Origin of the sequence: Streptomyces sp. NBC_01255 (genome assembly GCF_036226445.1) — a bacterium.
GTDB lineage: Bacteria > Actinomycetota > Actinomycetes > Streptomycetales > Streptomycetaceae > Streptomyces.
Window position 1 is genome coordinate 1,371,729 of sequence record NZ_CP108474.1, and the last position, 26,589, is coordinate 1,398,317.

Annotated in this window: 25 protein-coding genes and 1 pseudogene; 23 read left to right on the forward strand and 3 right to left on the reverse strand. The window is 69.5% G+C overall.

The window, feature by feature from the left end:
• Positions 1–6 precede the first annotated feature (6 nt).
• From OG357_RS05865 to OG357_RS05910, 10 genes are all read left to right on the forward strand, one after another.
• Positions 7–756 carry a TnsA-like heteromeric transposase endonuclease subunit gene (locus OG357_RS05865; RefSeq protein WP_329620114.1) on the forward strand — a complete coding sequence of 250 codons (750 nt, stop codon included), beginning with the start codon at positions 7–9 and terminating at the stop codon, positions 754–756.
• Positions 753–2,798, forward strand: a complete 2,046-nt coding sequence (locus tag OG357_RS05870; protein WP_329620115.1) for a Mu transposase C-terminal domain-containing protein — start codon at positions 753–755, stop codon at positions 2,796–2,798. The genes OG357_RS05865 and OG357_RS05870 overlap by 4 nt, the downstream gene beginning before the upstream one ends.
• Entirely contained in the window at positions 2,795–3,883 is a 1,089-nt protein-coding gene (locus OG357_RS05875; RefSeq protein WP_329620116.1) for a TniB family NTP-binding protein, read from the forward strand. The genes OG357_RS05870 and OG357_RS05875 overlap by 4 nt, the downstream gene beginning before the upstream one ends.
• The gene (locus OG357_RS05880) at positions 3,880–6,816 is read left to right on the forward strand and encodes a TniQ family protein (protein ID WP_329620117.1); all 2,937 of its coding nucleotides are present in this window, start codon (positions 3,880–3,882) and stop codon (positions 6,814–6,816) included. The genes OG357_RS05875 and OG357_RS05880 overlap by 4 nt, the downstream gene beginning before the upstream one ends.
• Positions 6,817–7,035: 219 nt before the next feature.
• Positions 7,036–7,350, forward strand: coding sequence for a DUF6112 family protein (locus OG357_RS05885; protein WP_329625496.1), 315 nt, complete (start codon positions 7,036–7,038; stop codon positions 7,348–7,350).
• Positions 7,350–8,039 carry a hypothetical protein gene (locus OG357_RS05890; RefSeq protein WP_329620118.1) on the forward strand — a complete coding sequence of 230 codons (690 nt, stop codon included), beginning with the start codon at positions 7,350–7,352 and terminating at the stop codon, positions 8,037–8,039. Before OG357_RS05885 ends, OG357_RS05890 begins: the two co-directional genes overlap by 1 nt.
• Positions 8,040–8,070: 31 nt before the next feature.
• Entirely contained in the window at positions 8,071–9,435 is a 1,365-nt protein-coding gene (locus OG357_RS05895) for an SCO6881 family protein (protein WP_329620119.1), read from the forward strand.
• 86 nt (positions 9,436–9,521) lie between these two features.
• Positions 9,522–10,994, forward strand: coding sequence for an SCO6880 family protein (locus tag OG357_RS05900; RefSeq protein WP_329620120.1), 1,473 nt, complete (start codon positions 9,522–9,524; stop codon positions 10,992–10,994).
• 67 nt (positions 10,995–11,061) lie between these two features.
• Positions 11,062–11,541, forward strand: coding sequence for a DUF6238 family protein (locus OG357_RS05905; RefSeq protein ID WP_329620121.1), 480 nt, complete (start codon positions 11,062–11,064; stop codon positions 11,539–11,541).
• Positions 11,542–11,568: 27 nt separating this feature from the next.
• A complete protein-coding gene (locus tag OG357_RS05910) occupies positions 11,569–13,083 on the forward strand; it encodes an ATP-binding protein (RefSeq protein ID WP_329620122.1) in 1,515 nt (504 codons plus the stop codon).
• 269 nt (positions 13,084–13,352) lie between these two features.
• Here OG357_RS05910 and OG357_RS05915 read toward each other — a convergent pair whose 3' ends face one another.
• On the reverse strand, positions 13,353–14,090 hold the full coding sequence (locus OG357_RS05915; RefSeq protein ID WP_329620123.1) for an HNH endonuclease: 738 nt from the start codon (positions 14,088–14,090) through the stop codon (positions 13,353–13,355).
• A gap of 221 nt (positions 14,091–14,311) precedes the next feature.
• Positions 14,312–14,884, reverse strand: a complete 573-nt coding sequence (locus tag OG357_RS05920; RefSeq protein WP_329620124.1) for a hypothetical protein — start codon at positions 14,882–14,884, stop codon at positions 14,312–14,314.
• 38 nt (positions 14,885–14,922) lie between these two features.
• Here OG357_RS05920 and OG357_RS38805 point away from each other — a divergent pair.
• Both OG357_RS38805 and OG357_RS38810 read left to right on the forward strand, forming a co-directional pair.
• A pseudogene (locus OG357_RS38805) lies at positions 14,923–15,060 on the forward strand (hypothetical protein); the annotation flags it as partial.
• A gap of 23 nt (positions 15,061–15,083) precedes the next feature.
• Positions 15,084–15,359, forward strand: a complete 276-nt coding sequence (locus OG357_RS38810; RefSeq protein WP_443066634.1) for a phage terminase small subunit — start codon at positions 15,084–15,086, stop codon at positions 15,357–15,359.
• Positions 15,360–15,404: 45 nt separating this feature from the next.
• Here OG357_RS38810 and OG357_RS05925 read toward each other — a convergent pair whose 3' ends face one another.
• Positions 15,405–15,569: a hypothetical protein gene (locus tag OG357_RS05925; RefSeq protein ID WP_190104730.1), complete on the reverse strand. Its 165-nt coding sequence runs from the start codon at positions 15,567–15,569 to the stop codon at positions 15,405–15,407.
• A 1,120-nt stretch (positions 15,570–16,689) separates the two neighbouring features.
• On the opposite strand from OG357_RS05925, the gene OG357_RS05930 reads away from it, so the two are divergent.
• The 11 genes from OG357_RS05930 (at position 16,690) to OG357_RS05980 (ending at position 26,494) form a co-directional block, all read left to right on the forward strand.
• Entirely contained in the window at positions 16,690–17,049 is a 360-nt protein-coding gene (locus OG357_RS05930) for a hypothetical protein (protein WP_329620125.1), read from the forward strand.
• A gap of 403 nt (positions 17,050–17,452) precedes the next feature.
• Entirely contained in the window at positions 17,453–18,073 is a 621-nt protein-coding gene (locus OG357_RS05935; RefSeq protein ID WP_329620126.1) for a hypothetical protein, read from the forward strand.
• Between the two features lie 288 nt (positions 18,074–18,361).
• Positions 18,362–18,859: a hypothetical protein gene (locus tag OG357_RS05940; protein WP_329620127.1), complete on the forward strand. Its 498-nt coding sequence runs from the start codon at positions 18,362–18,364 to the stop codon at positions 18,857–18,859.
• Between the two features lie 101 nt (positions 18,860–18,960).
• Positions 18,961–19,392: a hypothetical protein gene (locus OG357_RS05945; protein ID WP_329620128.1), complete on the forward strand. Its 432-nt coding sequence runs from the start codon at positions 18,961–18,963 to the stop codon at positions 19,390–19,392.
• Positions 19,393–19,996: 604 nt separating this feature from the next.
• Entirely contained in the window at positions 19,997–20,743 is a 747-nt protein-coding gene (locus OG357_RS05950; protein ID WP_329620129.1) for a hypothetical protein, read from the forward strand.
• 269 nt (positions 20,744–21,012) lie between these two features.
• On the forward strand, positions 21,013–21,402 hold the full coding sequence (locus OG357_RS05955; RefSeq protein WP_329620130.1) for a hypothetical protein: 390 nt from the start codon (positions 21,013–21,015) through the stop codon (positions 21,400–21,402).
• The gene (locus OG357_RS05960; protein ID WP_329620131.1) at positions 21,399–22,211 is read left to right on the forward strand and encodes a DUF317 domain-containing protein; all 813 of its coding nucleotides are present in this window, start codon (positions 21,399–21,401) and stop codon (positions 22,209–22,211) included. Before OG357_RS05955 ends, OG357_RS05960 begins: the two co-directional genes overlap by 4 nt.
• A gap of 181 nt (positions 22,212–22,392) precedes the next feature.
• Positions 22,393–22,959: a hypothetical protein gene (locus OG357_RS05965; protein ID WP_329620132.1), complete on the forward strand. Its 567-nt coding sequence runs from the start codon at positions 22,393–22,395 to the stop codon at positions 22,957–22,959.
• Positions 22,956–23,714, forward strand: a complete 759-nt coding sequence (locus tag OG357_RS05970; RefSeq protein WP_329620133.1) for a DUF317 domain-containing protein — start codon at positions 22,956–22,958, stop codon at positions 23,712–23,714. Before OG357_RS05965 ends, OG357_RS05970 begins: the two co-directional genes overlap by 4 nt.
• A 55-nt stretch (positions 23,715–23,769) precedes the next feature.
• The gene (locus OG357_RS05975) at positions 23,770–25,563 is read left to right on the forward strand and encodes a type IV secretory system conjugative DNA transfer family protein (RefSeq protein WP_329620134.1); all 1,794 of its coding nucleotides are present in this window, start codon (positions 23,770–23,772) and stop codon (positions 25,561–25,563) included.
• 121 nt (positions 25,564–25,684) lie between these two features.
• Complete coding sequence (locus OG357_RS05980) at positions 25,685–26,494, forward strand: hypothetical protein (RefSeq protein WP_329620135.1); 810 nt, start codon at positions 25,685–25,687, stop codon at positions 26,492–26,494.
• Positions 26,495–26,589: the final 95 nt, after the last annotated feature.

The following is a 26,589-nucleotide window of genomic DNA, read 5'->3' on the forward strand; positions in this document are numbered from 1 at the left end:
GCGACCATGGGGACTGGTGCAGGCGACGCGGACGCGACAGATTGCCGGACAGTCCGGGTCACGTATCGGCGGGCCAACGGACGACTAGCCGAGGCTGAGCTCGACCGGATTCCGGTGGACGAAGTCGCTGGCGGACTTCCGGTACGCGAGTTCCGTTGGTACCGGGGCCGGAAGCACTATTCGGGCTGGTACCACGCCTCGACAACGGGCCGAATGGTGGCCTACGAGAGCCGGTTGGAGCTCGCCCGCATTCTGATCGCCGACTTCGCTGGTGACATCGCGGAGATCGCGGCCCAGCCCTTCCAACTGGTCGGCTCGGACGGTACGCGCATCCGCCGCCATGTTCCCGATCTGTTCCTCGTCCACGTCGACGGTCTGGTGACCGTCGTGGACGTCAAAGCCCCCTCTCGCATGAAGGATCCCAAGGTGATCGCACAGTTCGACTGGACACGCCAGGTGTGTTCGCGTCGCGGCTGGGTCTATGAGACCTGGTCGGGGGCCGAGCCTGCCGTCGTGGAGAACGTGCGCTTCCTAGCGGGCTACCGGCGCCGCGACCTGGTGGAGACCTCTCTCATCGCGCGTGTGATGGAGGCCGCCGCGGACCAGCCGACGATCGGCGGTGTCGAGGCCGCGCTGGCCGGACACCCGCATGAGATCGTCCGTCCGGTCGTCCTGCACCTGGTCTGGTCCGGCCAGCTCGTCACCGACCTGCGTTCTCCGCTGACCCGTGCGAGCCGCATCCGGGTGGCGGCATGAGTGCGTACGCGATGACCCTGTTTCCGGGGGCCCGGCTCTTCTTCGGCGGTGACGTCGTTGAGGTCGTGGACGTCGAGGGTCTGCACACGACGGTCCGCAACGAGCGGACGGGCGAGTACAGCTCCGTTCCGCTCGGCCGGCTGGCAGCCGGAGCCCGATCGATCGGTGCTCCCGCGCCGACCTCCTCAAACGGGGTTGGCCTGCTGCTGGCGAGCTTGTCGGCAGACCAGCGTCAGCGGCTGGAGGAACGGGCGGGGCACGTCCGGGAGGTGCTCAGCGGCTACCGGTCCGGGCACCCCGGCTGTGTTCTGCCGAGCGAACCCAGGCCCGCTTACGACCCCGATCTTCCGCTGAAGGACCGGACTGCGGCCAAGGCCGCTGACCTAGGTGTTTCGGCTCGCACGATTGAGCGGTGGCTGACCGCCTACCGGGAAAGTGGCGAGGCCGGTCTCGTCGATGCCCGCGCAGGGAGGGTCTCCAGCGTCGATCCCCGGTGGGAGGAGGCGGTGCGCCGGGTGATGGCGGACTCGGTGACCGGCTCGACCCCCACGCGGTCGGCTCTGCTACTGCGGGCCGAGGAACGGCTGACCAGCGAGTACGGCAAGGGGACTGTTCCGATTCCGTCCCGGAGCACGGCCTACGCCCGGCTCGCCTGGCTGGCCAAGGGCACGAACGCGGTCTCCGGCAGCGCCAAGGCACGCCGCTCGATCGCGGAGAGGCCGCAGGGCACCTACGGGCGGCTGCGGGCCACCCGGCCCGGTGAGTACGTCGTGCTCGACACCCAGGACCTGGACATCTACGCCATGGAGCCGGTGACCTGCCGCTGGGTTCCGCTCCAGCTCACCATCGCCCAGGACTTGTTCTCGCGCTGCGTCGTCGGCCTGCGGGTGACGGCCTGCTCCACGAAGGCGGTGGACGTCGCTGGCGTGTTGTTCGAGGCGGTCTGCCCTCCGCTGGAGGACACGGTCCGGCCCGCGCTCGCTCCTTACCACGGGCTGTGGGACGAGGTGGTGTTCACCGAGGACCAGCTCGTGCCGGGCGCCGGGCTGTGTCCGCCGGAGACGCTGGTCATCGACCATGGACGGGCGTTCATGTCCGCGCACGTGATCGGGGTCTGCACCCGGCTGGGGATGTCCATTCAGCCGGCCCAGCCGAAGAAGCCCACGGACAAGCCGACCGTCGAACGCTTCTTCCGCACCCTGCGGGAGGGGCTGATCCAGCACCTTCCTGCCTACAAGGGACCCGACGTCCACAGCCGCGGCCAGGCGGTCGAGAACACCGCGTTCTTCTTCATCCACGAGGTGGAGGAAGTCATCCGTGAGTGGATCACGGAGGTCTACCACCGTCGCGAGCACGACGGACTGGTCATCCCGCAGTGGCCGAAGCTGTCGGTGTCCCCGTTGGAGATGCTGCGCATCGGCCTGGCCCGCGCCGGGCGACTGCGCATGCCGGCCTCGGCGGACCTGGCCTTCCAGTTCCTCGCGGTCAAGCCGCGCACGATCCAGCACTACGGGGTCGAGGTCGATGGCCTGCGTTACAACGGGCCCGCGCTGGACGGCTACCGCAACGCGCCCAGCCCCTACGCCGGCCTCGGACGGCAGTGGCCGATTCACGTCAACCCTGACGACGTGCGGTTCGTCTACTTCCAGGACCCGGCCGACGACTCCTGGCATCCGCTGCACTGGGAGCACGCTCCTGCCCTGCAGATGGCCTTCAGCGGGGAGGCCGCCGCCTATGCCCGTCGTCTGGCCGCACGCGAAGGCCGGCACATCGACGCCTCGCAGGCCCTGTCGGATCTTCTGGCCCGCTGGGACCAGGGCATGGTCACCGACCGGCGCGAACGCCGCATCGCGGTGCGGCTGTCGGCAGAACGTGACGCCCTGTCCTTGCCGGTGCTGCCCGAGCAGTCCGGCCCCCTGACGCCTCCGGAGCTGAGGCTGGTGCCTGAGCTGCCGGTCGGGGACAGCGATGAGGAGGACGAGCTGTTCGACGCCCCCGAGGGCGACGACTTCTACGCCGACGCCTTCGAGGTGATCGAGTGAGGCAGCCCAACCTGTTCAGCCTCTCCCGCAAGGAGGGCTGGCGCCGCTTCGCCGACGCCGCACCGCGACTGCGGCCCGAGACACTGACCCGGACCCAACTGGCCGCGCTGGGCGAGGCGGCAGCCGAGGACTACAACGATTCCCGGCACGACTGGCACGCGAACTTCGGGATCGTGCAGACGCCGCAGCTCGCGGGCATCCACGACGAACTCGAACAGATCGTGGCCAGCAACCGACAGGACGGCGACCGCATTCGTTCCGCCGCCGTCATCGACGCGCTGCCGGGCCTGGGCAAGACCACGATCGCCAACCTGTTCGGCCGCGACTTCGACCGCCAGCAGATGCGCCGCCTGTCCACGGTCACCGAGGCCGGACACGAACGCATCCCCGTCTTCCGTGTCGGCCTGACCTCCAACACCACCCTGCGAACCCTGAACCGGATGATCTGCGAGTACTACGGCCACCCGGCCACCGACCGCGCGAACGCCGCCGCCCTGGCCAGTCACGCCCTGGACTGCGTCCTGTCCTGCGAGACCCAGCTCGGCATCATCGACGACATCCACTTCATCGACCTGGATCGACGCGACGGCCTGGCGGTGTCCAACCACCTCAAGTGGCTCGCCAACGAACTGCCGGTCACCTTCATCTATGTCGGTGTCGGCCTGGCCGAGCGTCGGTTCTTCGCGGACGGCCTGACCGGCAAGAACGTGGCTCTGGCCCAGACCGCCCGCCGCTGGACCCGACTGGGTGTCGATCCGTTCCGTCTCGACACCGACCAGGGCCGACGCCACTGGCGGAGCCTGATCAAGTCCACCGAACGCCAGCTCGTCCTGGCCGAGCACCGACCCGGAATGCTGCTGCGCAACGCCGACTACCTCTTCGAACGCACCAGCGGCCACATCGGGTCGTACTTCACGCTGCTCATGCGCGGCTGCTACCGCGCGATCCGCACCGGCACAGAATCCATCACTCGCGAGGTCCTCGACGGCATCCGCCTCGATGAGGCATCCGAGCAGGCACGCAAGCAGCTGGCCGCCACCATGGCCCACGCGAAGAACACCCCCGCGCTCGGCGATGCCTCGTGACCGAGACACGAGTGCTGCCCCTGCGGATCCCGATCCTGGACGGCGAGAGCCTGGACAGCTGGCTGGAGACGCTGGGCCGCCGCAACGGCCTGACCTTCTCCGCGTTCCTGCGCATCCTGGGCCTGCCGGGGAACTACTTCACCCGCTCGATGGTCAGCGACCTACCCGTCACCGTGCTGCGCGAGCTGGAGATCCGCACCGGCCTTCCAGCCGGCCGTCTCGATCAGGCGGTGATCGGCAGCGGATTCCCCTTCGGCCCCAGGCGGCAGCGACGATGCCGGTTTTGTCCCCAGTGCCTGGCCGAGCAGGAGGGACGCTGGCTGCTCAAGTGGTGGCTTCCCTGGACATTCGCCTGCACCACCCACGAAGCCCTGCTGCACGACACCTGCCCCGGCTGCGGCGAAGGAGTACGCGTCAGACTCCCCGGACACACTCTCCGGTTCCCGGCGGGAACCTGCACCATCGCGTCCCGGCTGGCGTCCGTCTGCGGCACCGACCTGACCAACGCCAAGCGTCTGCCGTTGGCCGCCGATCACCCGTTGCTCGCCGCCCAGCACCACGTCGACGTCCTGCTCGCCGACCCGTCCACCGCCTACACGGTCCTGGCCGACCTGAGCCAGTGCACGTCATGGCTGATGCACACGATCGACGACGACGACCTCCAGTCGATGGGCCGGGCGGTCCGAGAATGCTGGCGCCGCAGGCCGCTGGCCACGCGGACTCCTGCCGACCGGGTCAAGCCGCTCGGCGCCGCCGTGAGCGGTGTCGTCGCCCACGCGGCTCTGCCCTTCCTCGTCACACCCGACGACGCTTTGGCCGCCCATGCTGTCCACGGCCTGCGGGCCCGGCGCGACACCCCGAACAAGGTGATCCCCCGGGGCATGACCGCCGAGCAGTGGTCCCAGCTCTCACCAGGCACGCAGCGCCGGTTCCTGCAAGCCGGCGATCGGATCACGGGCGCCCTGGACCGCGTCCGCTTCTCCTCGTCCACCCCACGCGCCCGCGTTCCCGAACCCGGGGAGCACAGCGCGAGCGCACGCATCCGGCATCTTCCGCAGCTCCTCTGGCCTGGTTGGACAGTGCGACTCATGCCCCGGGAGGGAATGCAGGAGAACCTCTTCCGCGGCATCGCCGCCGCACTACTGCTCCTGCCCGGGGAGCCCGAACTACGGGCACGCGGCATCACCGATCGACTGGGACCGCACCTGCCGAGCGCCATGACCGTCACCTTGCAGCGAGCCCTCAAGTCCGGGCACCCGGACGTGCTCACCGCACTCTGCAACCTCGCCCACCATCTCGACGACCACGGCAGCCCCATCGACTACGAGCGCCGACGGCACCTCATCCCCGCGGCCCCGATCAGCCCCGACCAGTGGCGCGAGCTCTGTTTCCGCACGGGCACCCAGCCCGGTGAACAGCTCAGCACCAAGACCACGCAGGCCCCCCGCTACCTCAACGCCCAGCGCTACCTCCACCAGCTCCTCACCGGCGCCGACCTCACCGACCCCCGCCACCCCCTCGCCCTGCGATCGGCGCCCGACCGCTCCCGGTACTTCGCCTTCCCACCCTCCCTGACCCTCGACCAGCGAGATGCCCTCCACCAGCACGCGATCGGCATCCTGCACGACCTGAACATCAACGAGCCCCTGACCTGGGAACCGCCGCAAGAATGCGCCGACGGACTCGACCTCCCCGGCCGGCACCTCGGCGACATCGACCTGGAAGAAGTACGCCGCATCGTCATCACCGAACAACGCGCACCACGAGAAGCGGCCAAGGACCTGGACACCACCCTGACCCACATCCGGTTCACACTCGAACAGGTTCTCCGCGAGCCCCGCGAGTGGGCCAGGTCATCGAGCCTCGGCTCCTGGCGCCTCCACCAGCAGGCCAAAGAGGTCCTCACCACCACCTTCCTGCAACGCGAGTACATCGACGGCGACAAGACCCTGGCTCACATCGCCCAGGAAACCGGCATCCCCCGCCACATCGCCATCGCCCACGCCCGCACCCTCGGCTTCAGCATCCGCCGGACCCGCAAGCCCTTCCCCATCGACGAGCCCTGGCTGCGCGAGCAGTACCTCACCCGCAAGCGCTCGACCTACGACATCGCCGAAGAACTCGGCACCGAAGACGAGACGGTCCGCCGACGCCTCAAGCACCTGAAGATTCCCCTGCGGCCCCCAGGAGTGCACAGCCGCACCGTCATGACCAAGATCGACACCAGCCTCCCCCGCGACGTCCGATCCGCCGTCGAAGGCACCCTCCACGGCTGGCTCCGCCTCCACCGCTTCCAGATCGCCATGCGCTTCCCGTCCCTCGACAGCGCCGCCCGCCACCTGAAGACCGAACCCAACGCCCTGGTCACACAGTTCCGGCGACTGGAACGCGACATCGGTAAAAGCCTCTTCACCAGGGCGGCCTTCGGCCGCCCTCAACAGCCCACCCGGCAGGGCCGACGACTACTTCGAGACCTCGAAGCCGACCGCGTCGAGGCCCTGATGACCGCATCACTCCCGCACCACCACACCCCTGCCCCGCCCGATGACCACGTCCTGGAAGCCGCCCATGCCAAGTTCCAGACCCGCCGCAACCCCGGCCCGCCCACCCCCTTCGACGACATCGCTGTCGAGCGCATCCGCATCACAAGGCCAATGCTCGCCCTCCTGCACGATCTGCTCGCCCGACCGCAACAGGAGTTCTACGGCGCCGAGGTCATCGCACGCACCGGACTCGAACCAGGAAGCGTTTATCCCCAGCTCAAGAGGCTCGAACGAGCGGGCTGGCTCACCAGCCGACTCGAAGACGACATCACCTGGATGAACAGAGCCACCCCAGGCCGCGGACCCGGCAAACGCCGCACCTTCTACACCCTCACAGCCGAGGGCCACCGCGCCGCCCGACACGAAACCCAACACCGCACCGCAGCCTGAAGAATCCGACAGATCGGCCGGACAAAGCCCCGACAAGAAGCCTGGACAGCACCCCGAAACACCAGGTCACGTTGCCACCGGCCGACAGCTGAAATCGGAACCTACACGCGGCCGCCCTTCCGCTCCACGGGCGGCCCGGCCTCCGCGTGCGTCGCGCCTCTCCCCTTCTCCTTCCGCCCCCTTCCGGGCCCTCGGCCTGCGCCCTCAAGGAGCTTCCCCATACCCATGCCGTTCGCTGACCGCTTCCTCCACCTCGCTTACGACCCCGGCATCACCCCCAAGGGCGGCGGACTGCCCGGCCTGTCCGTCCTGAAGAACGTCGTCTCCAGCATCAACATGTTCGGCCTCATCGCCGTGGTCGGTGCGCTCGCCGTCTCGCTCGGCGTGTGGGCCTGGGGCCACCACACCGGCGGCCACCAGGCCGAGGCCAACGGCAAGAAGGGCGCGCTCGTCGCGGCGGGCGCCGCCCTCGGCCTGGGTGCTGCCAACGGCATCGTCACCTTCTTCAGCGCCCTGGGGTCGCAGGTCCACTGATGCTGAAACGATCCCTCTCCCGGTCGGCCTACGGCACGGGCTGGTCGTCCACCCGCAGGGCCCTGCTGATCGCCGCCATACTCCTCACCTTGATCGCCGTCTCCGGCCTGGCCGCCACGCTGACCGGTCAAGGCGACCGTCACTCCGATTCCGCCGACAGCCCCGCCCCGGCATCACCGAGCAGCCCGACGGCCCCGGCCAGCAGCGCGAATCCGCAGGCCGGTACGGGTTCGGTCCCTGCACCGCCACGGATCGCCGATCCCGTCGCCTTCGCCAAGCGCGCCGCAGCCATGCTCTGGTCCTACGACACCCGCGACACCAGCCGCGATGAGCAGATCGCCGGCATGGAGCGCTGGATGACAAAGGAGTCGCAGTACAGCGACTGGTTCTCGGTCTCCGCGCAGGTGCCGGACCCGACCCTTTGGTCGCGTATGGCCGACCAGCAGCAGCGCGCCAGCGCGGCCCTGGCCGAGGGCCACTATCCGGCGGCGTTCAAGCAGGCCCTCGCGGAGGATCCGGCCGCGATCACCAAGGCTTACATCTACGCCGTGACCGTCACCGGCAAGCAGCGGATCACATGGGCCAAGGGCGGCGGTGGGGCCGAGGACCGCTCCGTAACCCTCGCCGTGCAGTGTCGGCCGTCCCACGACTGCTCCTTGGTCGCCATCGCCCCGCGCGTCGCGCCCTGACCAGCCCTGACAGAAAGGAGGGACCACTTCCATGGGCTTTTGCGATCTTCCCCTCGCAGGCACCGTCTGCGCGGTCGGCGATGCGGTCGACTTCGCTTCCGACCCAGGCAAGGCGATCGGCGACTGGATGGCGAAGTCCGCCGGCGAACTCGCCGCCACCGCAGCCGACCTGGCCGCCAAGGCCGTCAATGCCACGACCAACGTGGACATTCGTGCCGGGTGGTTCGTCGACAACTACGAGCTGCTGCTCCCCATCGGCCTCGTCCTGTTGGTCGCCACGTTCTGCGCCCAGCTCATCCGGGCCGCGATCCGCCGCGACGGCCAGGCCCTCACCCAAGCGTTCACCGGAACCGCGAGCGGCGTGCTGTTCTCGTTCTGCGCCATCGCGTTCACCAGCGTGGCCATCGAGGTTGTCGACGCCCTCTCCGACGGCTTGTTCAAGGCAGCCCATCTGGACATCGAGTCCGCGGTTCGGCGGATCGTCAAGGTGGGTCAGATCGCTGCCCTTTCCGGGCTCGGCTGGCTCGTCACCGCTCTCGTCAGCCTCGGCGCCGCTATGGGTGCGCTCCTCTACTGGTGCGTGATGATGACCCGCAAGGTGGGCATTCTGCTGATGGTCACGCTGGCGGTGTTCGCGGGTGCCGGAGGCGGTTGGGAGGTGGCCCGCCGCTGGCGGCGCGGGTGGATCGAAGCCACCGCCACCCTCGTCGTCTCCAAGCTCTTGATGACGATCGTGTTCGTCCTCGGCATCGCAGCGATGGGCAAGACCGAAGCGGACGACGGCCTGGCCGCGCTCGCCGACGTCATGGCCGGCATCGTCATCATGGTGTTGATCCTGTTGTGCCCCTACGCGACCTTCAAGTTCGTCCACTGGGCCGCAGAGGGATCGGACGGAGAATCGCTCCATCGCGCCGGCGGAGCTGGCGCCCAACTCGCCAAGCAGCACGCGGAGAAGGCCACGCGCAAGGCCGCCCAGGTGGCGGCCACCGCCGGAACCGGTGGTGCCGCGGCCGGGGCAGGCGCTGCTCCTCAGGGGCCTGATTCAGTCCCTGGTGGGGGCGGATTCCCCGGCGACATCGCCTCCGACCCAACCGGCGGTCAGGAAGGCTCGCAGAGCAGCGGATCGGGCGTCTCGCTCGGTGGGGATGCCGCGCTGTCCAGCCTGGAGAAGGCAGTACAGCCCCCGCCGACCAGCGTCTCCGACGACACCGGCGGCCAGTTCGGCGGCAGCACGGGACCGCATGGCTCCGCGGCCGGCGCCGCAACCGGCCAGGGCGGCGGGTGGCAGTCCACACCGCCGTCGACCAGCCCGCCGCCACAGGGCGCCCCGTCCACGTCCGGCTCGGCGGCCGGGGCCGGATGGTCGGCTTCCCCACCCCCTCCGGCCGGCCTCTGAGCCTCTGATCCGCTTGCCTCGGGGCGGGAGGCATCCCACGCCTCCCGCCCCGGGGCGACCACCCCGCGCACGTCTGGACCGCCCACTTGTCTGATCTCTCCGTCGCCCCGGTCACGGTCAAATTCCCCCACCGGTCCCGCCGAGGCATTCTGCTCGGCCTGTCCCTTCCCCAGCTCGTCCTCGTCTCGGGAGCGCTAGCGCTCCTGCTGGTGACCGTGCTCTCCACCGGGCTGGTCGGCGCCATCGCCCTGGCTCCGCTGTGGGCCGCAGTCGCTGCCTTGGTCGCGGTCCGCCGCGACGGCCGGTCGCTCATCGACTGGGCCCCGGTCGTCGCCCGCTACGCTCACCGACGTCGTGCGGGACAGACGCTCTGGCTCGCCCGGCCCGTCTCCCGCCCCCGGCCGGACGGCGTCCTGCACCTGCCGGGCACAGACGCTTCCCTTAAGGTCGTGACCCCTGGTGACTCCGCCAACGGCGCCGCCGCCGTCCACGACCCCCACGGCCAGACCCTGACAGCCATCGCGCGGGTCTCCAGCCGCGCCTTCGCCCTGCTCGACCCCGCCACGCAGAACCACAACGTCTCCGCATGGGGCCGCGCGCTCGCCGGTATCGCCCGAACCGGTCATGTCGCCACCGTGCAGATCCTGGAGCGCACCGTGCCGGACTCGGGCGACACCCTCGCCCGTCACTGGGCGCAGTACGGGCAGGCCGACACCCCGGTCGCCGGGCAGGTGTACGCCGAGCTCGTCGCTTCCGCTGGCCCGGCCGCCGCCCCGCACGAGGCGTACCTCGCCATCTCCCTGGACCTCAAGGCCGCCAAGCGCCTCGTCTCTCAGGCCGGTGGCGGTCTGAACGGCGCTTTCACCGTCATGGAGCAGACCACCTCCTCGATCGCCCAGGCCGCCCGCAGCGCGGGCCTGACGGTTACCGGCTGGCTCAGCGCCCGGGAGATCGCCGCTGTCATCCGTACCGCCTACGACCCCAAGGCCCTCGGCGCCCTCCAGCAGTGGTCCGAGACAGGTCGCGCCGAGGCGGACGCCGCGGCCTCCGGCCCTGTCGTTCAGGTCGAGGAGTACGACCGGATCGCCACCGACTCCGCCCGTCACGCCACCTATTGGGTCGAGGACTGGCCGAGGACCGAAACCGGCGCCGGGTTCCTGCACGGGCTCATGTTCACGGCCGGAGTGCGGCGGACCCTGTCCCTTATCTACGTGCCGCAGGGGCTCGAGTCCGCACTGCGCGACGTCCAGCGGAAGAAGGCCGCGATCATCGCTGACGCCAGCGAGCGTTCACGGCGCGGGCAGGTCGACTCCGAGGCCGACTCCGTCGAGTACGCCGACGTCAAGCAGCGCGAGCGGCAACTGATCGCCGGACACGCCGATGTCGCTCTGACCGGACTGCTCACCGTCACCGCCGAGACTGACGCCCTCCTCGATGCGGCCTGCGCCCAGGTCGAAACCGCCGCCGTCACCGCCGGAGTAGACCTGCGCCGACTCCTCTACCAGCAGTCCGACGCCTTCGCCCTCGGTGCCCTGCCCCTCGCACGCACCGCCCTCTGACAGCGACGGCCTCGAACCGTCGCCGTTCCCTCGCCCTGTCCCCCGCCCGACAGGAAGGAATCCCTCTTTGCGCACAAGCTCGCGTCCCGACGACGCGCACCCCTACCTCCGGGCCGCCAGCGCGGGCGTCCGCCATCACACCCGCGCTCTCGCTCGGACCGTGCAGACGGCCGAACCCAGGACGGCGGTGGACCGCGCGCACCTCGACGTGCTGCACGCCCACCTCGCCCAGGTGCACCAGCTGCTCGACCAGCTGTCCGATGCTGTCCGTCCCCCGCACCCGGCAGCCGGCCGTCACCTCGCCTCCGCACGTACCCGGCTGTGGCAGGCCGTCGCCGAAGTCCACTCCGCCTTCCACCTCCTGCCCACCGTCTCCCGCGACCGCACCGACGCGTCGGAGTGCCACCCCGACCGTCTGCCGGAAGGCCCGCCGGTGCTGACCATCTGCCAGCGTCACCTCGCCGCCGGGCACAGCGTGCGCCGCAAGACCACCCCCACCGACCTCAGCAACCCGCTCCCCGCTCACACCACTGCGTGCGCTCGGTGAGCGGAGCACGCCGGAAAGAGGCCCCCGATGAACCACCGGCCCGCACGCCGAGCCCGCCGCGCCTCCGCTTCCCCACTGTTCACGCCCCACGCCGCTGACCGGGCCAGCCGCAGGACGGCACGTCGGCAGCTCGCCGAGGCTGCCGCCAAGGCCCGCGCCGAAGCGAGCTCCCACCCTGCCGGTACCGAGCCCGCCGAGCAGACGATGCCGTCTCCGCTCTATCCGCCGAGCGGGCGTCCAGGTCTCGCCTCCGCTCGTGGCGGGAAGCTGAAGCTGTCGGCGCACCGCATGACCACCGCCACCGCCTCCGGGGCATATCCGTTTCTCGCCGAGGGCGGTCTCGGCGCCGAGGGCATCTACATCGGCCGGGACGTCCACGCCGAAGCCTCCTTCGTGTTCGACCCGTTCGCCCTCTACGGCCGCGTCGAAGGCTTCACCAACCCGAATGTCCTTCTCGCCGGCGTGATCGGCCAGGGCAAGAGCGCCCTGGCGAAGAGCTTCGCGCTCCGGTCGGTCGCCTTCGGCTACGGGGTCTACGTCCCGTGTGATCCCAAGGGGGAATGGACGGCTGTCGCCTCCGCGCTCGGCGGTACGTCTGTCGCCCTCGGTCCTGGCCTGCCCGGCAGGCTCAACCCCCTCGATCCCGCCCCCAGACCGGCCTCCGTCCTGGAAGCAGACTGGGCGGGCGAGATCCGTAAGCGCCGCCTGCTGCTGCTCGGTTCGCTGGCCCGCACAGTTCTCGGGCGGGACCTGCTGCCGATGGAGCACACCGCGCTGGACGTCGCCCTCGACGCCGTCGTGGCACGAGCCTCTGCCATCGGACGGTCCCCGCTACTAGGCGACATCGCCGCCGCCCTCAACAATCCCGACCAGCTCGACTACGTGGCGGGCGTGATGTCCGGGCGACTCGGGGAAGCAGCCCGCGACCTCGCCCACGCCATGCGCCGCCTCGTCCACGGCGATCTGGCCGGCATGTTCGACGCCCCTTCCACCGTCGTCTTCGACCCGAACAGTCCGATGCTCACCATCGACCTGTCCCGGCTCGGCGGATCCGGCGACGACACCGCCCTCGTCCTCGCCATGACCTGCGCCTCCGCCTGGATGGAATCCGCCCTCACCGACCCACACGGCGGCAGGCGGTGGATCGTCTACGACGAGGCGTGGCGTCTCATGCGTCACCCCGGGCTTCTCCAGCGCATGCAGTCCCAGTGGAAACTGAGCCGCGGCCTCGGCATCGCCAACTTGATGGTGATCCACCGGCTTTCCGACCTGTTGGCCGCCGGCGACGCCGGATCCCAGGGCCGCGCCCTCGCGGAGGGCCTGCTGGCCGACTGCTCCACCCGCATCATCTACCGGCAGGAATCCGACCAACTCCGTGCCGCTGCTTCCCTGCTGGGCCTGACCAGCGTCGAGACCGAAGCCATCGCGCACCTCATTCGCGGGCGCGGCCTGTGGAAGGTCGCCGGCAGGAGCTTCATCGTCCAGCACCTCCTGCACCCCCATGAACGGGCCCTGTTCGACACCGACGCCCGCATGCACTGAGAACCGTCCGAGCAACACCCGCACTCACGAGTCCCGAGAAGTTCCGATCACCCACGGAACGAAGCCGGCTTCCCTCGCCGACAGCACCGCAGCCGAACCGGATGGCCGTACGTCTACGGTCGGGCCATCCTCGCCCTCACCGACTCAGATCCTCCAGCTCGTACGAAGAATGGCTTTGTCCACGAGAGCGGGCCTGGCTCCACAACCTGAGCCAGAACCCGTTCTCGTGAACGAAATCCAGACCCCAGACCCCCAGGCGAGAGTGACGGCTATGCGGAGCGTAGAGAGTCTTCGTCATCGCCGGCGGCTTGAGACTGGCGCCACTCTTCGATCGCCGGCTTCAGCAGAGCGCCGAGCAGGTCCCCGATCCACAGCCCCTTCGCATACGCCATCCGCTCCAGGTCTTCGTGATCAGCCTGGGGCAGCGTAAAGAACTCCACCCTGGAGCCCTTTTGGTGGTACCCGCAACACAGGATGCGCATACAGTGCTTCTCCGAGTGCCTGGCCTCCGGCGACTCCCACGGCGGGTAGGGAAAGCGCGTCAACGCCCTCGTGCACCGTGCGACCTCCTCGTGCTTCTCGCGCCGAAGTCGCGGTGTGCTCATGTGTCCGTAGTGACGTTCGAACCATGTACGCCGGGCAGCGTCCTGTATCTCGCGCTGGACCTGGGCTATGCGGTTCTTGATCCCTTCGACGGCGTGAAGCGGAAGGGCGTTGCGTACGAAGCCGACCTTCGGATGGTCGTGATGCAGCTTCATGTCGGCCGCCCACCTTGTCGCACTCTTCTTGCTCTTCCAGCCGTTGCACCGGTCGCAGGCAGGCACGAGGTTCCACCAGATATCCCGTCCTGCTTCGCTCGCCAACGGCGCCTCGTGCTCCAAGGTCTCCGACGGCTTCTCGTCGCAGTACACGCAGCGACCGGCATGGGCGGTTAGGACCATGAGCCACACCCACAGCGGCTGGCTTCCCCGGTCCCTACTCAGCGCTTCCTGCTCGGCTACTGCCACATCCACCCCTTTGTCGCACAGTCGGACGACATCGTATGGAGAGGCACTGACAGTCCTGTGCGGCGCCAAGTCGCTTGGCCGACAACGTACAGAGGGCCAGCTACGCAGCCCGCGGACCGTCAGGCAGGAAGAATCTACCCAGGCTCCTCTCTCCTGGTGTGGCGCCTCGCCCCTCGGCCCGCTACCCGAGGGGCTCGACTTCGGCGGTGGCGTTCACGGGCTCAGCGTCGCCGGATCAGGATGCGTCGCCAGCCTTTCCGTTCACGGCGCTGCTCTTCCCAGACCCGCCGCTCCTGGGCGATGGCGGCGATCTCCGGGTCCGTGCTCATGGCCTTCGCGAAGGGCTCCAGCCCTGCGGCGATGTTCTTGGCCGTCTTCTCCAGATAGAAGAGCTGGGTGTTGTACTCGTGGCTCGGCTCAGGCAGGCGGTCTCCACGTGCGGCGGCCGCAAGACAGTCGAGGGCATCCTGCGTCCACACCTTCTGGTTGTGCCGCGGTTTGGTCCTGCCCACCATCAGCGGCGCGTCTTGCACATAGCCCAGGTCGTCGACCACGCGCTTGCGGAGTTTGGCGTCGCGCAGGAGGACGGCCTGGCCTTCCAGCTTGCTGGCCTGCTCTCCGGCCTCGTGCCAGGTTCCCTCCCAGTCCCGCAGGCTGAGCAGTTCTGCGTGGAGCGCCTTTATCTGTGCAACGTCGTCGGTCTTCTGTTGCTGCTTGTGTGTGAACCTCTCCTGCCCGACATGCCCGAGGTACCCAACGGCTCCCGCCACGACCGCTACCACCAGTTCCATCATGAGGCGTGATTATCCGGCAGTCGTGACGCGCCACGGAGGTGATCGCGGGAGCACGTGGACCTGTACCCAACCGTGAGGACGACTTCGCGCGTCCCAGGTCACGCAAGGGCAGCGACCAGCAGTCGGTGACCAAGGGCGAGATGAGGCCGGTCAAGATCCCGAGCGCGGATCGCGACTGGCACCCGATCGCGCGCCGGCTGTGGGACTCCCTCAAGAGTTCCGGCCAGGCGGACTTCTCCAGAACTCCAACTGTGCGTTCGCGTACTCGCTGTGCGAAGACCTCTCCCGCTGCAAGAAGTCGGGCAAGCGGTCGAGGCAGACGCTCCAGACGATCTATTCCGCCGTCGAACGGCTTCTCGTCGCGGAAGGCGATAGCCGCCGTGTGCGCATCGAACTTCAGGAACCGGAGCTCGAAACGACGTCGGCCTCGGTTCTGGCCATCGCGGGCCACAGGAAGGATCTCGGGCTCTGGTAGTGAGCCCCGCTGGGGGGTCAGGGCTCCCCCCAGCGGGGCTCTCGATCACTCCCGACTGGCCTTCACTTCGTCGCGCACTGCGCGAACAGACCGAATCGCAGTGATCACTTTTGGAGAGAGCGCAGAGACCTGATCGACGAGGTGCCCCACAACAGTGAAGCCCCCGACGACCGCAGCGGCACCCACGGTCACCCATCCCGCCAGTTCCATGTAGCTCCTTTCAGAGAGGTACGGCGAAGGCACCGAGGTACCCGCCCCCGGCCCCCTTAACAGGGGCGGCGCTCACCGCGGTATCGCCTTATCAGCGCCGCGCTCTCATCACGAACTACACAGCCCTTAGGGCAACTTGAGTCTAGCGGCCTCGCCCCCGCCCTGTCCTAATCCCCTCGGAGGTGAGCCGCGGCTGCATCGCCGCTCACTCCGGAGGACACGCTGCCCCAGCCGCCGTACTCCGGGCCCCGATGTTTGTCACCTTGTCGTTCACGTACACCGACAGCACCGCCACGTCCGCACGGGACGGGAACAGCAGCTCCTCCAGCGGGAGCAACGTCCCTTCCACGACGCCGCACTGTCGGCCACACCAAGATCGGTACTGGTCATTTTCAGGCAAGTTCCCGAAGGTCGATCCGAGCGTCAGCCGTCACTCAGCATGACCGCTTCACGGAAAGCGAGCCAGAACCTGTTCTCGTGAACAAAGCCCCTGTGTTTCCGACACCGGCCGTACGCACTGAAGCGGCGGCAAAAGAGCCCGCCCTGCAGGCCCCCGGCCCCGTCCGCCGCTGGACCTCTGCTCCACGCGAACGAGGGCCCTACCGCCAGCCCGTGCGCCCCGCCGCTGAGCTACATCGTCGAGAAAGGCCCGCCCCCTTTTTTTGGATCCTGGCACCCACTTCATCTTCGGTACGCACGACGACCACGGCTTCGTCGCCTCGTTCACCTCGTCCGTGCCCTCGCATCTCGCTCACTGGTTCCTCGTCCGGGAGCAATTCGAGCCCGTGCCCGGTGAGCCCAGGCTCTTCCGGCTCACGGATCCCGAGCACGACGGATCGCGCCGCACTCGCCAAGCCGTCCACGACCTGCGCCGGGTGGGCTACGCCGTTCACGCCGACTTTCTCCTCGACCCTGCAGCCTCCGCCTCCCCGCCGCATCCGGCCCAATCTCACGGGCTAATGAAGCGGCGCAGCAGAGTCGCGCAAGCCGCATCGGCCCGCTCACCGCACCGCCCTCCGTCGCCCACTACGGCCCGGCCCGACACGCGGCTGATCCCTCCGAAGCCCGACTACGCGCCGACCGTCCACCTGACGGCGTCGGGTGGGGCAGGGCGGAGCCGATGATGCCCAGCAGCGAACCGATCGGCATCACCCGTGGTCGAGGCGGCGAGGTCGAGGTGAACGGCGGGCCCGTCGACTCCTTCGCCGCAGCAGTCCTGCGACGGGCCGGATTCCTCTTCGAACCGTCCCTGCGCGGGCCCTGGGTCCGACTGCCGTTCGACATGGGTGAGGCATGGGAGAACGAGCACGCGACCTGGGCCGCCGACATGCTGACCACCGCCAGGTACCACGTGGAGCTCGACCCGTCGCTGCACGCGTCTCTCACCAGTGCCATTCCGCCGCCAACAGGCCGCCGTACCACGATGATGAAGGCGTCGCAGCCGTCGCCACTCATCGCAGCCCACCGCCCCCGCCGTTGACCACCCGGCCCAAGGAGACCGCGCCCTGACTTCCGTCACCACCGTCACGCTTCACCTCAGCGGGCAGAACACCATCGTCGGCCTGGTCGGTGGAGACGGCCACCGGTGGGCCGAAGCCGCCCTGGCCGTCGCAGGCTTCCCCCAGGACGCCGACGGTCTGCACCGCCTCTCACTGGACGACCCCGACAGGGCGCGAACCTGCCTGAGCAGCCTCCAGCAGGCCACGTCGGACCTCCATGTAAAGGTCGTCACCAGCCCGCACCAGTTCCTCGGGGACATCGCCTCCGGGGTGGCCGACCACCTGCCCGGCGCCTGGGAGGCCACCATCGAGCGGTTCCCTCAGAAATCGAATCAGGACAGCCTCGCCTCCTGGCTCTGGAACACGGGACCTCTGCTAGCCACGATGACGGACTACCGCGTGCCTTGTGCCGCGATACTCCGTGACGGCTCCGGCACCGAACTACTACTGGCCCAGCGTCCTTGGGACGGCCGGTACCTGGCCGGGGCGCTCCTCCCGAGCCCCGATCACCTCAACGTCACCGCTCCGGCTCCCCGCTGCGTCGCCGCGCGGACCGTCACCGGCCTCGCGGCCATGATCGGCGCTTCTCTTCTGCCCGAGTACGAGCATGCCGTGCTTCTCTCACGTCTGGATGAAGCCGAGGAGGACCTGTGCTGGGTGAGGAACCTCGAACCCGGTACCGGCGCCGACAGCGACCTCAACGCCGCACTCGACAGATTCCTGATGCACGCGCGGTCCGCCATCGACCTTCTGCGCCGTACGAAGGGCCCGTCCCTGTCCGGCGGCCAGGCGGCCCTCGTAGACCGTGTCGAAGCCCGCCTTGACGCGGCCACTGCGAACGAGGGGGGCGCCGCCATGGCCGTCTGGCTCGAAGACGGCCCGAACCTGATCGAACTGGCCCGCATCACTGCAGCCCCGCCTGCCAGCGGCGCGGACGGGGGCATCTCGACTCCCGTGGCTCCTCCGACGCCACCAGCCGCGAGCGGTGCGGTCCGCCGCCGCTGACACACGACCATCAGGCTCGTGTTGCTGGGACACCAGCTCCGCTCCGTCACCGCGAGCTGTATGAGGCCAGCGTCGCCCTCGGGGTCACCGTCGCTGTCCTGTAGCCACACCGCGCCCCAGGCTGCGCCAGCGCACGAGTGCCCCTGCTTCTCGCCCGTCCTCGCCCGGGCCGAGCACCACGCCCCGCCTGACCCAACACCGCCGCACGCGCCGCAGGGAACCGCACGCCCTGCGCCCCGCCCATCCGTACAACTGACGCCCTTCGAAACTGACTTGAGGAGTGCACCCATGACTGTCCGCACGAAGTGGAACGTCGATCACCATTGCGGCCACCAGGTGATACACGATCTGTCCGACCGTCCGGCCGACCGACGAGCAGGTTTCGTTCGTTGGCTCGCCGGCACGGACTGCACGGACTGCTGGAAGGAGGCCCGCGACGCCGACGCCGCGTCCAAGGAGCAGTGGCTGGCCACCAAGCGCGCCGAGGAGCAGCAGGCCGCCGCCGAATGGGATCAAAAGTTCGACATGCCGGCTCTGGAAGGGACCGAGCGTGCCCTGGACTGGGGCGAGCGCTCCCGGCACGGGCTGATGACGGCCGCGCACACAGCGCTCGTCGTCGAGGGCACGTGGGACGAGACCGACTGGATAAAGCTGGAGGAGAAGGCTCGCACGATCACCCGGGCCGGATGGTGGATAGACCAGCGCGACGCGGAGGGCGCTGACCTGCTCGAACTCCTCGACGCCGCGGCCGACGACGACCGAGGAACGGAGAACCCGTACCGATGACGGCGGCGAAATATAGGCGCCGAACGCCGGTTGGCCAAACCGGCGATCCTCCGGACCCTTGTTCCTCCCACCGCCGCCCGCACCGTTGAGAAGGACCTCGCGTGACCGATCCCAGCCCGCCCTCGCGCACCCCGGCACTCGCGCCGACTCCCGACCCGATCACCCCGGGCCGGGACGTGACGCACCGGCACTTCCAGGCAGGCGAGCAGGTCGTCGTCCTCAAGGGCGTGGCTGACGGGGATCTCTGGGGGGACGCCATGCGTGTCATTGCGCCGTCCTGGCACACTCCGACCGACGAGGACGGGTGGCGGCTACGCGATGCGACCGGCGGTCGGCAGTCGTACATCACCGCCCACCCCCGGTACATGGTCCACCTCTCGCGCCGGTGCCCAGACTGCCTGATCTACCTGCGCGCCCTGGAGGACCACCTCCTATCGAGGCATCCCTCCCCCGCCCTGATCGACTGCGACTGGTACAAAACCACCGAGCTGAACCAGCTCGTCCACATCAACGACGCCCGGGGCGGGCGCTGATACCCCGCGCCAACGAGCGCGCGCTGTACTCCGCCGAGCACCTCTCAGCAGCGCTCAGCTGTCCAGCGGCGAGATCTGACCAAGCGCACCGTGAGTGCCGCCGAGTCCTGACCTGGCGCCTGCGATCTGTACGGCGCCGCAGCTCGCAGGGGTGCTGAGTCACCTGGCCGACGAGGCAGCCGGGCCGCCGGCGACCGTCCGCGGTCCGGTCGAGTACGCCGCCCGGCGCCTCGGCTCGCTCCCGCAGCTGACCGCCCCGCACGACGGCGTTCTGCCCACCCTGGTCGACGCGCTCGTCTCGACCCCCGAGTTCGTCCAGGACCTCGACCGGCCCACGGACCGTGCCACAGCAGAACGACTGCGGTACCTCGCAGACGGTCGTCGCCTCGTCATCTGCTCCAACCGCCCACTCCCGCAACAACCTGGCGGTCCGGCACCAGCCCGACCCACCCGGCAGGAGTGCGCCCCAAAGGGCCTCGGACGAGACCGAAGCCTCCGCAGTGTGTGCGCTCACCACCGTTCTTGATCGCCACCGCCCTCCCGTCACCGCTGCCCCGCTCTAGCCGGCCGCAGGCAGTGACTCCACCGCTCTCCCGAGGTGACCATGCCCGACCCCGAAGAATCCCTCGCCTCGTTCGCCTCTGTTCTCGCCGGCGAACTGCCCGGAAGGTGGACCAGCGAGTACCACCCCGACCACGGAGGCCACGCCGACTACGACGACCTCACCGTCGACGTGTGGGACATGGACCAGGTCGCCGAGACGACAGCCACGTACATCGTCGACCACTGTGCTGTCCTGACCTGTGACGACGGCACACGGCTGTTCGTCATGGACCGCAAGGGCCATGACGAAGGCTTCCTCATCGCCGCCATGGCACCTGGCTCCCTCCCCGTCGCCGCGTACCAGGGTGTCCGCGAACCCGACGGCATCGCCGTGCCCGAGGATCCCTTCCGCGCGGCCGAGGACGTCATCCACAGCCTGCTGTCCCGTTACAACAAGGCCCTCGCCCAGGTGCGGCACAACGCCCCCCGCCTCGCCTCCGCCCGGTCCCACGGTACGAACGTGGTGATGACCTGGTCCGGCGACGCCCTCGTCGTCACGCCGCCCGAGCGGCCCGACATCGCCGATGTCCTCGCCGACCACGGCTTCGTCCGCGACGCGGACAAGGGCCTGCTCGTGCTCGCCGGCGATGACTCGTCCCGGCAGGCAGCGTCCGTGCGAGCCGCCGGTAGCCGCCTGGCCGAGCTCGGCATCGGTGTCGTCCTGCGGCAGTCGCCCCGCCCCACCCTCGGTACCACGGCCCCCAGGCCCGCCTCCCCACAGACGCCGGCCCCGCAGCGCAGCCGGTGACGCGTCCCGTCTCGCCCCAACCCCGTCGGCCCCTTCTTGGAGTCCCCGTCAGCCTCGCAGCACGTACCTCTCCGCCGCTCACGGCGACCCGCAGGCCCCGCCTCGCCGCCATTCTGATCCGCCGCTACCTGCATGCCTGCGTACTCGGCGGCCCCGAGCGGCCCACGCCACTGGCCGGCGGGCGTCCCGAGGCAGCCCTAGACGAATCCCGCCGCCTCGCGCAGGTCGGCTGACCACTCCGCACCACACCGTCCCGTCCCTGGAGACCCATGCACGACCCGACGCCCTACGCGATCCACTTGGCCGACAGCATCGCCATCCAGCTCGGACAGCTCAGCGAGCTGCTCGCCCAAGCCTCGCCCCAGCAGGCCGCCCAGATCCTCGGCCAGGTCCTCGACCTCGACGACGGGATCCTGGGGCGGATCACCGGTCTTATGAGCACCGGGTCGCGGTTCGCCAAGACGCACTCCGAGCGGGGCATCCTGCCGCCCGCGGTATGGCTCGCCGTCGGCCGCGCCGCGAATGAGCTCGACGCCGTCGGCCGTGACCTGGACGAGCACGTCGGCACTCTCCGCGCCCTCGCCGAAGCCCCTGTGTCCACTCGCTCGGCGTCGCCGGCACCAGTGGCCTCCGCTCTGGTCGTGAGGCGGCGCCGATGAGCAAGAAGCAGCATCCCGGCTGGGGAGCGGGCGAGCAGGCCGAGCAGTACTACCTGACCGAGCCCCGCCACCTCGCAGGAGGCGGAGACATCCGGCATGTCTCGGAGTTCCTCCGCGCAGCCGGATGGACCGACCAGTCAAGGACCGGCGGGCCGCTGGTGTTCGAGAGCCCGGACCGTATGGTCCGCGTCGCCTACAACCCCTTCGTCCGGCCGGGTGGCTGGACGATCGCTGGCAAGGCCGACGGCCATGAGCCGGAGTGGCACGTCACCTTCACCCCGCAGACCCCCGTGGAAATCGTCGCCGGATTCACCGACGCCCTCACCAAGTCACGTTCCGCGCACGCCCCCAACCCCTGGGCGCCGCTCCAACAGCACGGCTGGGAGACCGAGCGGGCCCAGCACTTCACCGCGGTCAGCCCGGACCGGAACGCATGGTTGCAGTTCCATCAGGCCGGCGAGGGCCAGGCCCACTGGTGGGCAGGCGCCCGGACAGAGCACGGCCGGACCTGGGACGCCGTGCTCACCCCGAGCACACCGATGCATCTGATCGAGGCGTTCTCAGCCGCGCTGGCCGACCCACAGCCGGTGATGCGCCCCCGCGGAAACATCCCGCCCTCCCGGTGGATCCGCACGACCTCGGTGTCGGTGCGGCCCTCGGAGATCGGCGCGTGGCAGCAGGCCCGGATAGCCGCCGCCCGCGCCGCAACCTGGGCCCGCAACTCCTGGGCGTCCTCCAGCCCCCGCGCCCGCACTCCCCTGCCTCATGCGTACGCCGCAGCGGCCGGCTCCACCCATGGAACCCGCTGACCGCCAGAACAGGAGGCGACTGGCCTAGGCCCGCCGCCACCGTCCCCACCAACAAGCCGGCCACGGGCACACGGCAGCTCACCCGGGCGCCGGAGCCGCGGCCCGCTCGAAGCCGCCGGGCCATCGCCCCCACGTCACAGGAGGACCTTCCCTGCCCCCGCCGACCCGCCCCCCTTCCGAGATGCACGGCCTGCTCCTGCAACAGATGGAGCTGTTCCTGTTGGAGAGCCGGGAGATCCTCGCCGCCTGGGACGCCTACTCCGACGAGCACACAGACCCCGATGGCTGGCCGCACGACCCGCTCGCATACGGCCGACGCATGATGCGGCGTGACGCCGACACGTGGCGCTCGTTCAATCGGATCCGCTACGCGGCGCGCAAGATGCTCGCCACGTCCGAGGTCCAGCTGCAGCAACTCAACCCCCTGGTCATCCAGACCCGTTGGGCGTGGCAGCTGTCCGAGCTCGCCACAGCACTCACCCAACTGGAGCAACTGCAGGACGCGTGGCTGGAAACCCGTGCCGCGTTGCCGAGCAACGCCGGCCCTGGGACCGAGGAGTTCGACGACGCCCTCGCCGAGCGCAACGAGGAGGCGTGGTCCTCCCTCGACACCTGGTCCGCCCAAGGCCAGGCCCTCATCGAAATCCACGCCGTCGCCCTTACGGCTCCGTCCCGGATCCTGACCTCCGCCCCAGGCCCCGCCCTCTCGCCGAAGGGCGTTGGTCGGACGTCGGGGAGGCACGGATGAGCAGCCGCGTCGAGCAGGCATTCATCTCGCCGCGCTACCTCGCCGGCCCGGGGGATCCGGCCTGGGTCACCGTTCCGCTCCACGAGGCCGCCGGCTGGAGCCACGGCCACGACCCGCTGATGCCCCAGGTCGTTCTCAGCAGCCCCGACCAGAAGACGCTGCTACGCCTCGAACCCACTCCGGACAAGCCGTGGTGGCGCCTGACCCACTCCGGCGGCTCCAACGGGCTCAGCTGGTACGCATCTTTCGGCGCCCGCACCCCGGTCGAGCTGATCGCGGCGGTCACCGACACCCTCACCGACCCTGGTTTCAATGCGAGAACAGGCTTGGATCCGAACGAGCCGTTGTTGAGGGCCGGATGGGGCCGGGCCAAAGAGGGCGGGCTCGCCTCGCCGGACGGCATCGTCCGAGCCGAGCGCTTCAATTACAGCGGCAGCGCCCACTGGTCGATCCAGACAGCAATTGGCCAGGATCCCGAGAACCAGATCTGGCAGGCCCGTTTCGGAGGGAGCGCCCCCGTCCGCCTTGTCGCGGCCTTCACCCGGGCGTTGTCCGATCCCGAACCGCTACGGCGCTCGCCCGAGCAGCGCCCAGCCCTCGGTCGAAGCCGGATCACACTCCGTTGGCAGGAATGGCCGGCCGAACAGGTCGGCTACGCCTTGCGCGAGCGCGTCAACCTCCTCGCGTCCCGTCACGCCGGCGCTCCTCCGCCGCCGCCCGCCCGGCTGCCGACGCCTCGCCGCCTCGTCCGCTGACACCACCGCACGCCCCGCGCCCCGAGCCAGCCCCCGTTCTAGGAACCGCCGCCACTTGCCCTCTTCCTCCTCGTCCAGTTCCGACGGTTACGACATAGCCCTGAAGATCCTCATCGGCGCGTTCGCCCTCGGTCTTCCGCTCGCCAACATCGCCTGGCTGGCCGGAAATCTCACCGCTTGGGTAACCGGGTGCGGACCGTGGGCGCCGTACCAGCCGACCAACGCACTCTTGCATCCCGAACAGCTCTGGCCGGCCGCCGGAGAAGCGTCCCTGCTCGTCGGTACCCGAGTCGTCCCCGTCGCCGTGACACTCTTCCTCGCCGCCACCTTCGGCGTCCTTTGGCTCCAGTACAGGAATTCCTCCGGTGGCCGGAAGAAGAAGGTCGAGGGAATGGCGAAGGCTCGCGACATCGAGCCGCTGCTGGCGAAGGCGATCGAGGCCAAGGCCCGCTCCCTGCGCCCGAGCCTGAGGAACGCCAAGAGCCTCGCCCCGTCCGACACCGGCATCCTCCTCGGCAATCTCGCCGGCACTCGTCGCGAAGTGAGGATGGGGTTCGAAGACGTCGCCGTCGCCATCATGGCCCCACGCTCCGGCAAGACCACGTCCCTCGCCATCCCCTCCATCCTCGCCGCGCCGGGTCCGGTGCTGCTGACCTCGAACAAGGCTGCCGGCGACGCCTTCACCACGTGTCTGGACGCTCGGCTCCAGGTGGGACGGGTGTGGTCGATGGACCCACAGCAGATCGCCCACGCCGAGCGGACCATGTGGTGGAACCCGCTCGCCGACGCCAAGACCCTGGACGGTGCCGGGCGGCTCGCCGGGCATTTCCTCGCCGCGTCTGTCGACGCCTCCCAGCAGGGCGATTTCTGGTCCAAGGCCGGCAGCAACATCTTGTCGCAGCTCTTCCTGGCCGCCGCCCTGGACGAGCGGCCGATCACTGACGTGATGCAGTGGCTCGCCTTCCCCGCCGACCGGACCCCGCTCGACATCTTGCGGGACCACAAGTTCACCGCCGTCGCCTCTCAGCTCAAGGGCACCGTCGAAGGTCCGCCGGAAACCCGCGACGGCATCTACGAGACAGCGAGGCAGTACGGCTCCGCCCTGCTGAACGCGGAGATCGCCGCCTGGGTCACCCCGCAAACGGACATCCCCGAGTTCCGCCCGGGCGAGTTCGTGACCTCGAACGACACCCTCTTCCTCCTGTCCAAGGATGGCGGCGCCGGAGCGAGCGCTCTGATTGCAGCGTGCGCGGACTCCGTCATGCGAGCCGCGACCGCTCAGGCCGAGCGGGCCGGTGGTCGTCTCGACCCGCCGATGCTCGCGATCCTCGACGAGGCCGCCAATGTGTGCAAGATCGCCGACCTCCCGGACTTGTACTCGCACCTCGGCAGCCGTGGGATCATCCCAATCACCATCCTGCAGAGCTACAGGCAGGGCCAGCGAGTCTGGGGCGACGCCGGCATGGACGCGCTGTGGAGCGCGGCCACGGTCAAGGTGGTCGGCAGCGGCATCGACGACCCGGACTTCGCCGACAAGCTGTCCCGGATGATCGGCGACCACGACGTGGAAACCACCTCCACTTCGATCTCCGACTCCGGCAAGTCGAAATCGGTCTCGATGCGGCAGGAACGAATCCTTCCCGCAGACGCCATCCGCGCCCTGTCCAAGGGCTCCGCCTTGTGCCTGGCCACCGGCATGCGCGTCGCGATGCTCGACCTCCGCCCCTGGTATCTCGAACCCGGCGCAGACAAGCTCGCTGCTGCCTCCGCCCGCGCGTCCCAGGCCATCACAGCCCGCGCGGTCGCCAAGAACGCCCCGCAACAGGACGACTACGGCCGAGCCGCGTAGCAGGCGAACGCCACTTCTGCGACGACGGCTCTCGGTGACACCGGTCGCGCCGTGGACAGACCGGCGCACACGGCATGCCACCCACTTGCCGTCAAGTTTGCAGATCAAGGAGTTCTCTTCTTTGGCTCACCCCTATCCGCTCGGCCCAAGCGACGAGGAGCTCTGGGCCCTCACCCGGTACCTGCTGGCCTCCGGCGATCAACTCGACGACCTCAAGCGGCGCGGCACGGCTCCCAAGCGGCTGCAGGACGCGGTTCGTACAGGCGGCGCGCTGCACCAGACCTCACTCCATGCCGCCGGGCTGCTGGCCAAAGCCGCCCTGAGCAACGCGACGACCACCGTCGACGGCCTCGACGCCGTCTCACTCCTCCGTCGCCTGGCCGAGGCCACAGCCACCGCCGCGTTGCGGGCGGCCGACAGCATCGCCGCCCTCGCCCACGGCGACACGACTACAGCCGATCGCCTCCTGGAGCAGGCACGAGTCCACCTGCACCGGGCACCGGTGACCTGCCAGGAAGTCGGCTCTGCACTACTGCGGCACGACGGATACCTCTACGCCCAGGCGCGCGCCGCACGGGAGAACCTCGCTCCGGGCGGCGGCGCGGTCAAGGTCAGCGAGGCCCAGCGGAAGGCTCTCGCCTCGCTGGCGCGGGGGGACGGCGTATTCCGTGATGCCCGCCGCAGCGTCCGTGAGCTGGAAAGTCCTCTGAACGCCTCCGTGCGGACCGCCACCATCGATGCGCTCGCCGCCAGGAAGTTGCTGACCCTCACCCCGCTCACGGGCCAGGAGGGCCGGTCCGCCATCCGGCTCACCTCCGAAGGCATCCAGGCACTCCTCGCCGCCCCTCCCCCGAAGCCCGGCAGCCCCGCCATCGCGACGTCGGTGCCGATCAGGCCGAGGACGGCTGCCCGGACGAGCGCTCGGCGGTGACGCCACACCGAGGCGGTCGCCCAGGGCCGCCCGACTGCCACCCTCGGCGCCCGGCGAGACACCCCCGCCCTTCCCGTGTCTCAGCTATACCGGTC

Bases quoted from the DNA above. Each gene is read 5' to 3' on its own strand.
- OG357_RS05865 (WP_329620114.1), top strand. From the start codon at position 7: ATGGGGACTGGTGCAGGCGACGCGGACGCGACAGATTGCCGGACAGTC.
- OG357_RS05870 (WP_329620115.1), top strand. From the start codon at position 753: ATGAGTGCGTACGCGATGACCCTGTTTCCGGGGGCCCGGCTCTTCTTC.
- OG357_RS05890 (WP_329620118.1), top strand. From the start codon at position 7,350: ATGCTGAAACGATCCCTCTCCCGGTCGGCCTACGGCACGGGCTGGTCG.
- OG357_RS05895 (WP_329620119.1), top strand. From the start codon at position 8,071: ATGGGCTTTTGCGATCTTCCCCTCGCAGGCACCGTCTGCGCGGTCGGC.
- OG357_RS05910 (WP_329620122.1), top strand. From the start codon at position 11,569: ATGAACCACCGGCCCGCACGCCGAGCCCGCCGCGCCTCCGCTTCCCCA.
- OG357_RS05920 (WP_329620124.1), bottom strand. From the start codon at position 14,884: ATGATGGAACTGGTGGTAGCGGTCGTGGCGGGAGCCGTTGGGTACCTC.
- OG357_RS05925 (WP_190104730.1), bottom strand. From the start codon at position 15,569: ATGGAACTGGCGGGATGGGTGACCGTGGGTGCCGCTGCGGTCGTCGGG.
- OG357_RS05930 (WP_329620125.1), top strand. From the start codon at position 16,690: ATGATGCCCAGCAGCGAACCGATCGGCATCACCCGTGGTCGAGGCGGC.
- OG357_RS05935 (WP_329620126.1), top strand. From the start codon at position 17,453: ATGACGGACTACCGCGTGCCTTGTGCCGCGATACTCCGTGACGGCTCC.
- OG357_RS05940 (WP_329620127.1), top strand. From the start codon at position 18,362: ATGACTGTCCGCACGAAGTGGAACGTCGATCACCATTGCGGCCACCAG.
- OG357_RS05950 (WP_329620129.1), top strand. From the start codon at position 19,997: ATGCCCGACCCCGAAGAATCCCTCGCCTCGTTCGCCTCTGTTCTCGCC.
- OG357_RS05955 (WP_329620130.1), top strand. From the start codon at position 21,013: ATGCACGACCCGACGCCCTACGCGATCCACTTGGCCGACAGCATCGCC.
- OG357_RS05960 (WP_329620131.1), top strand. From the start codon at position 21,399: ATGAGCAAGAAGCAGCATCCCGGCTGGGGAGCGGGCGAGCAGGCCGAG.
- OG357_RS05965 (WP_329620132.1), top strand. From the start codon at position 22,393: ATGCACGGCCTGCTCCTGCAACAGATGGAGCTGTTCCTGTTGGAGAGC.
- OG357_RS05970 (WP_329620133.1), top strand. From the start codon at position 22,956: ATGAGCAGCCGCGTCGAGCAGGCATTCATCTCGCCGCGCTACCTCGCC.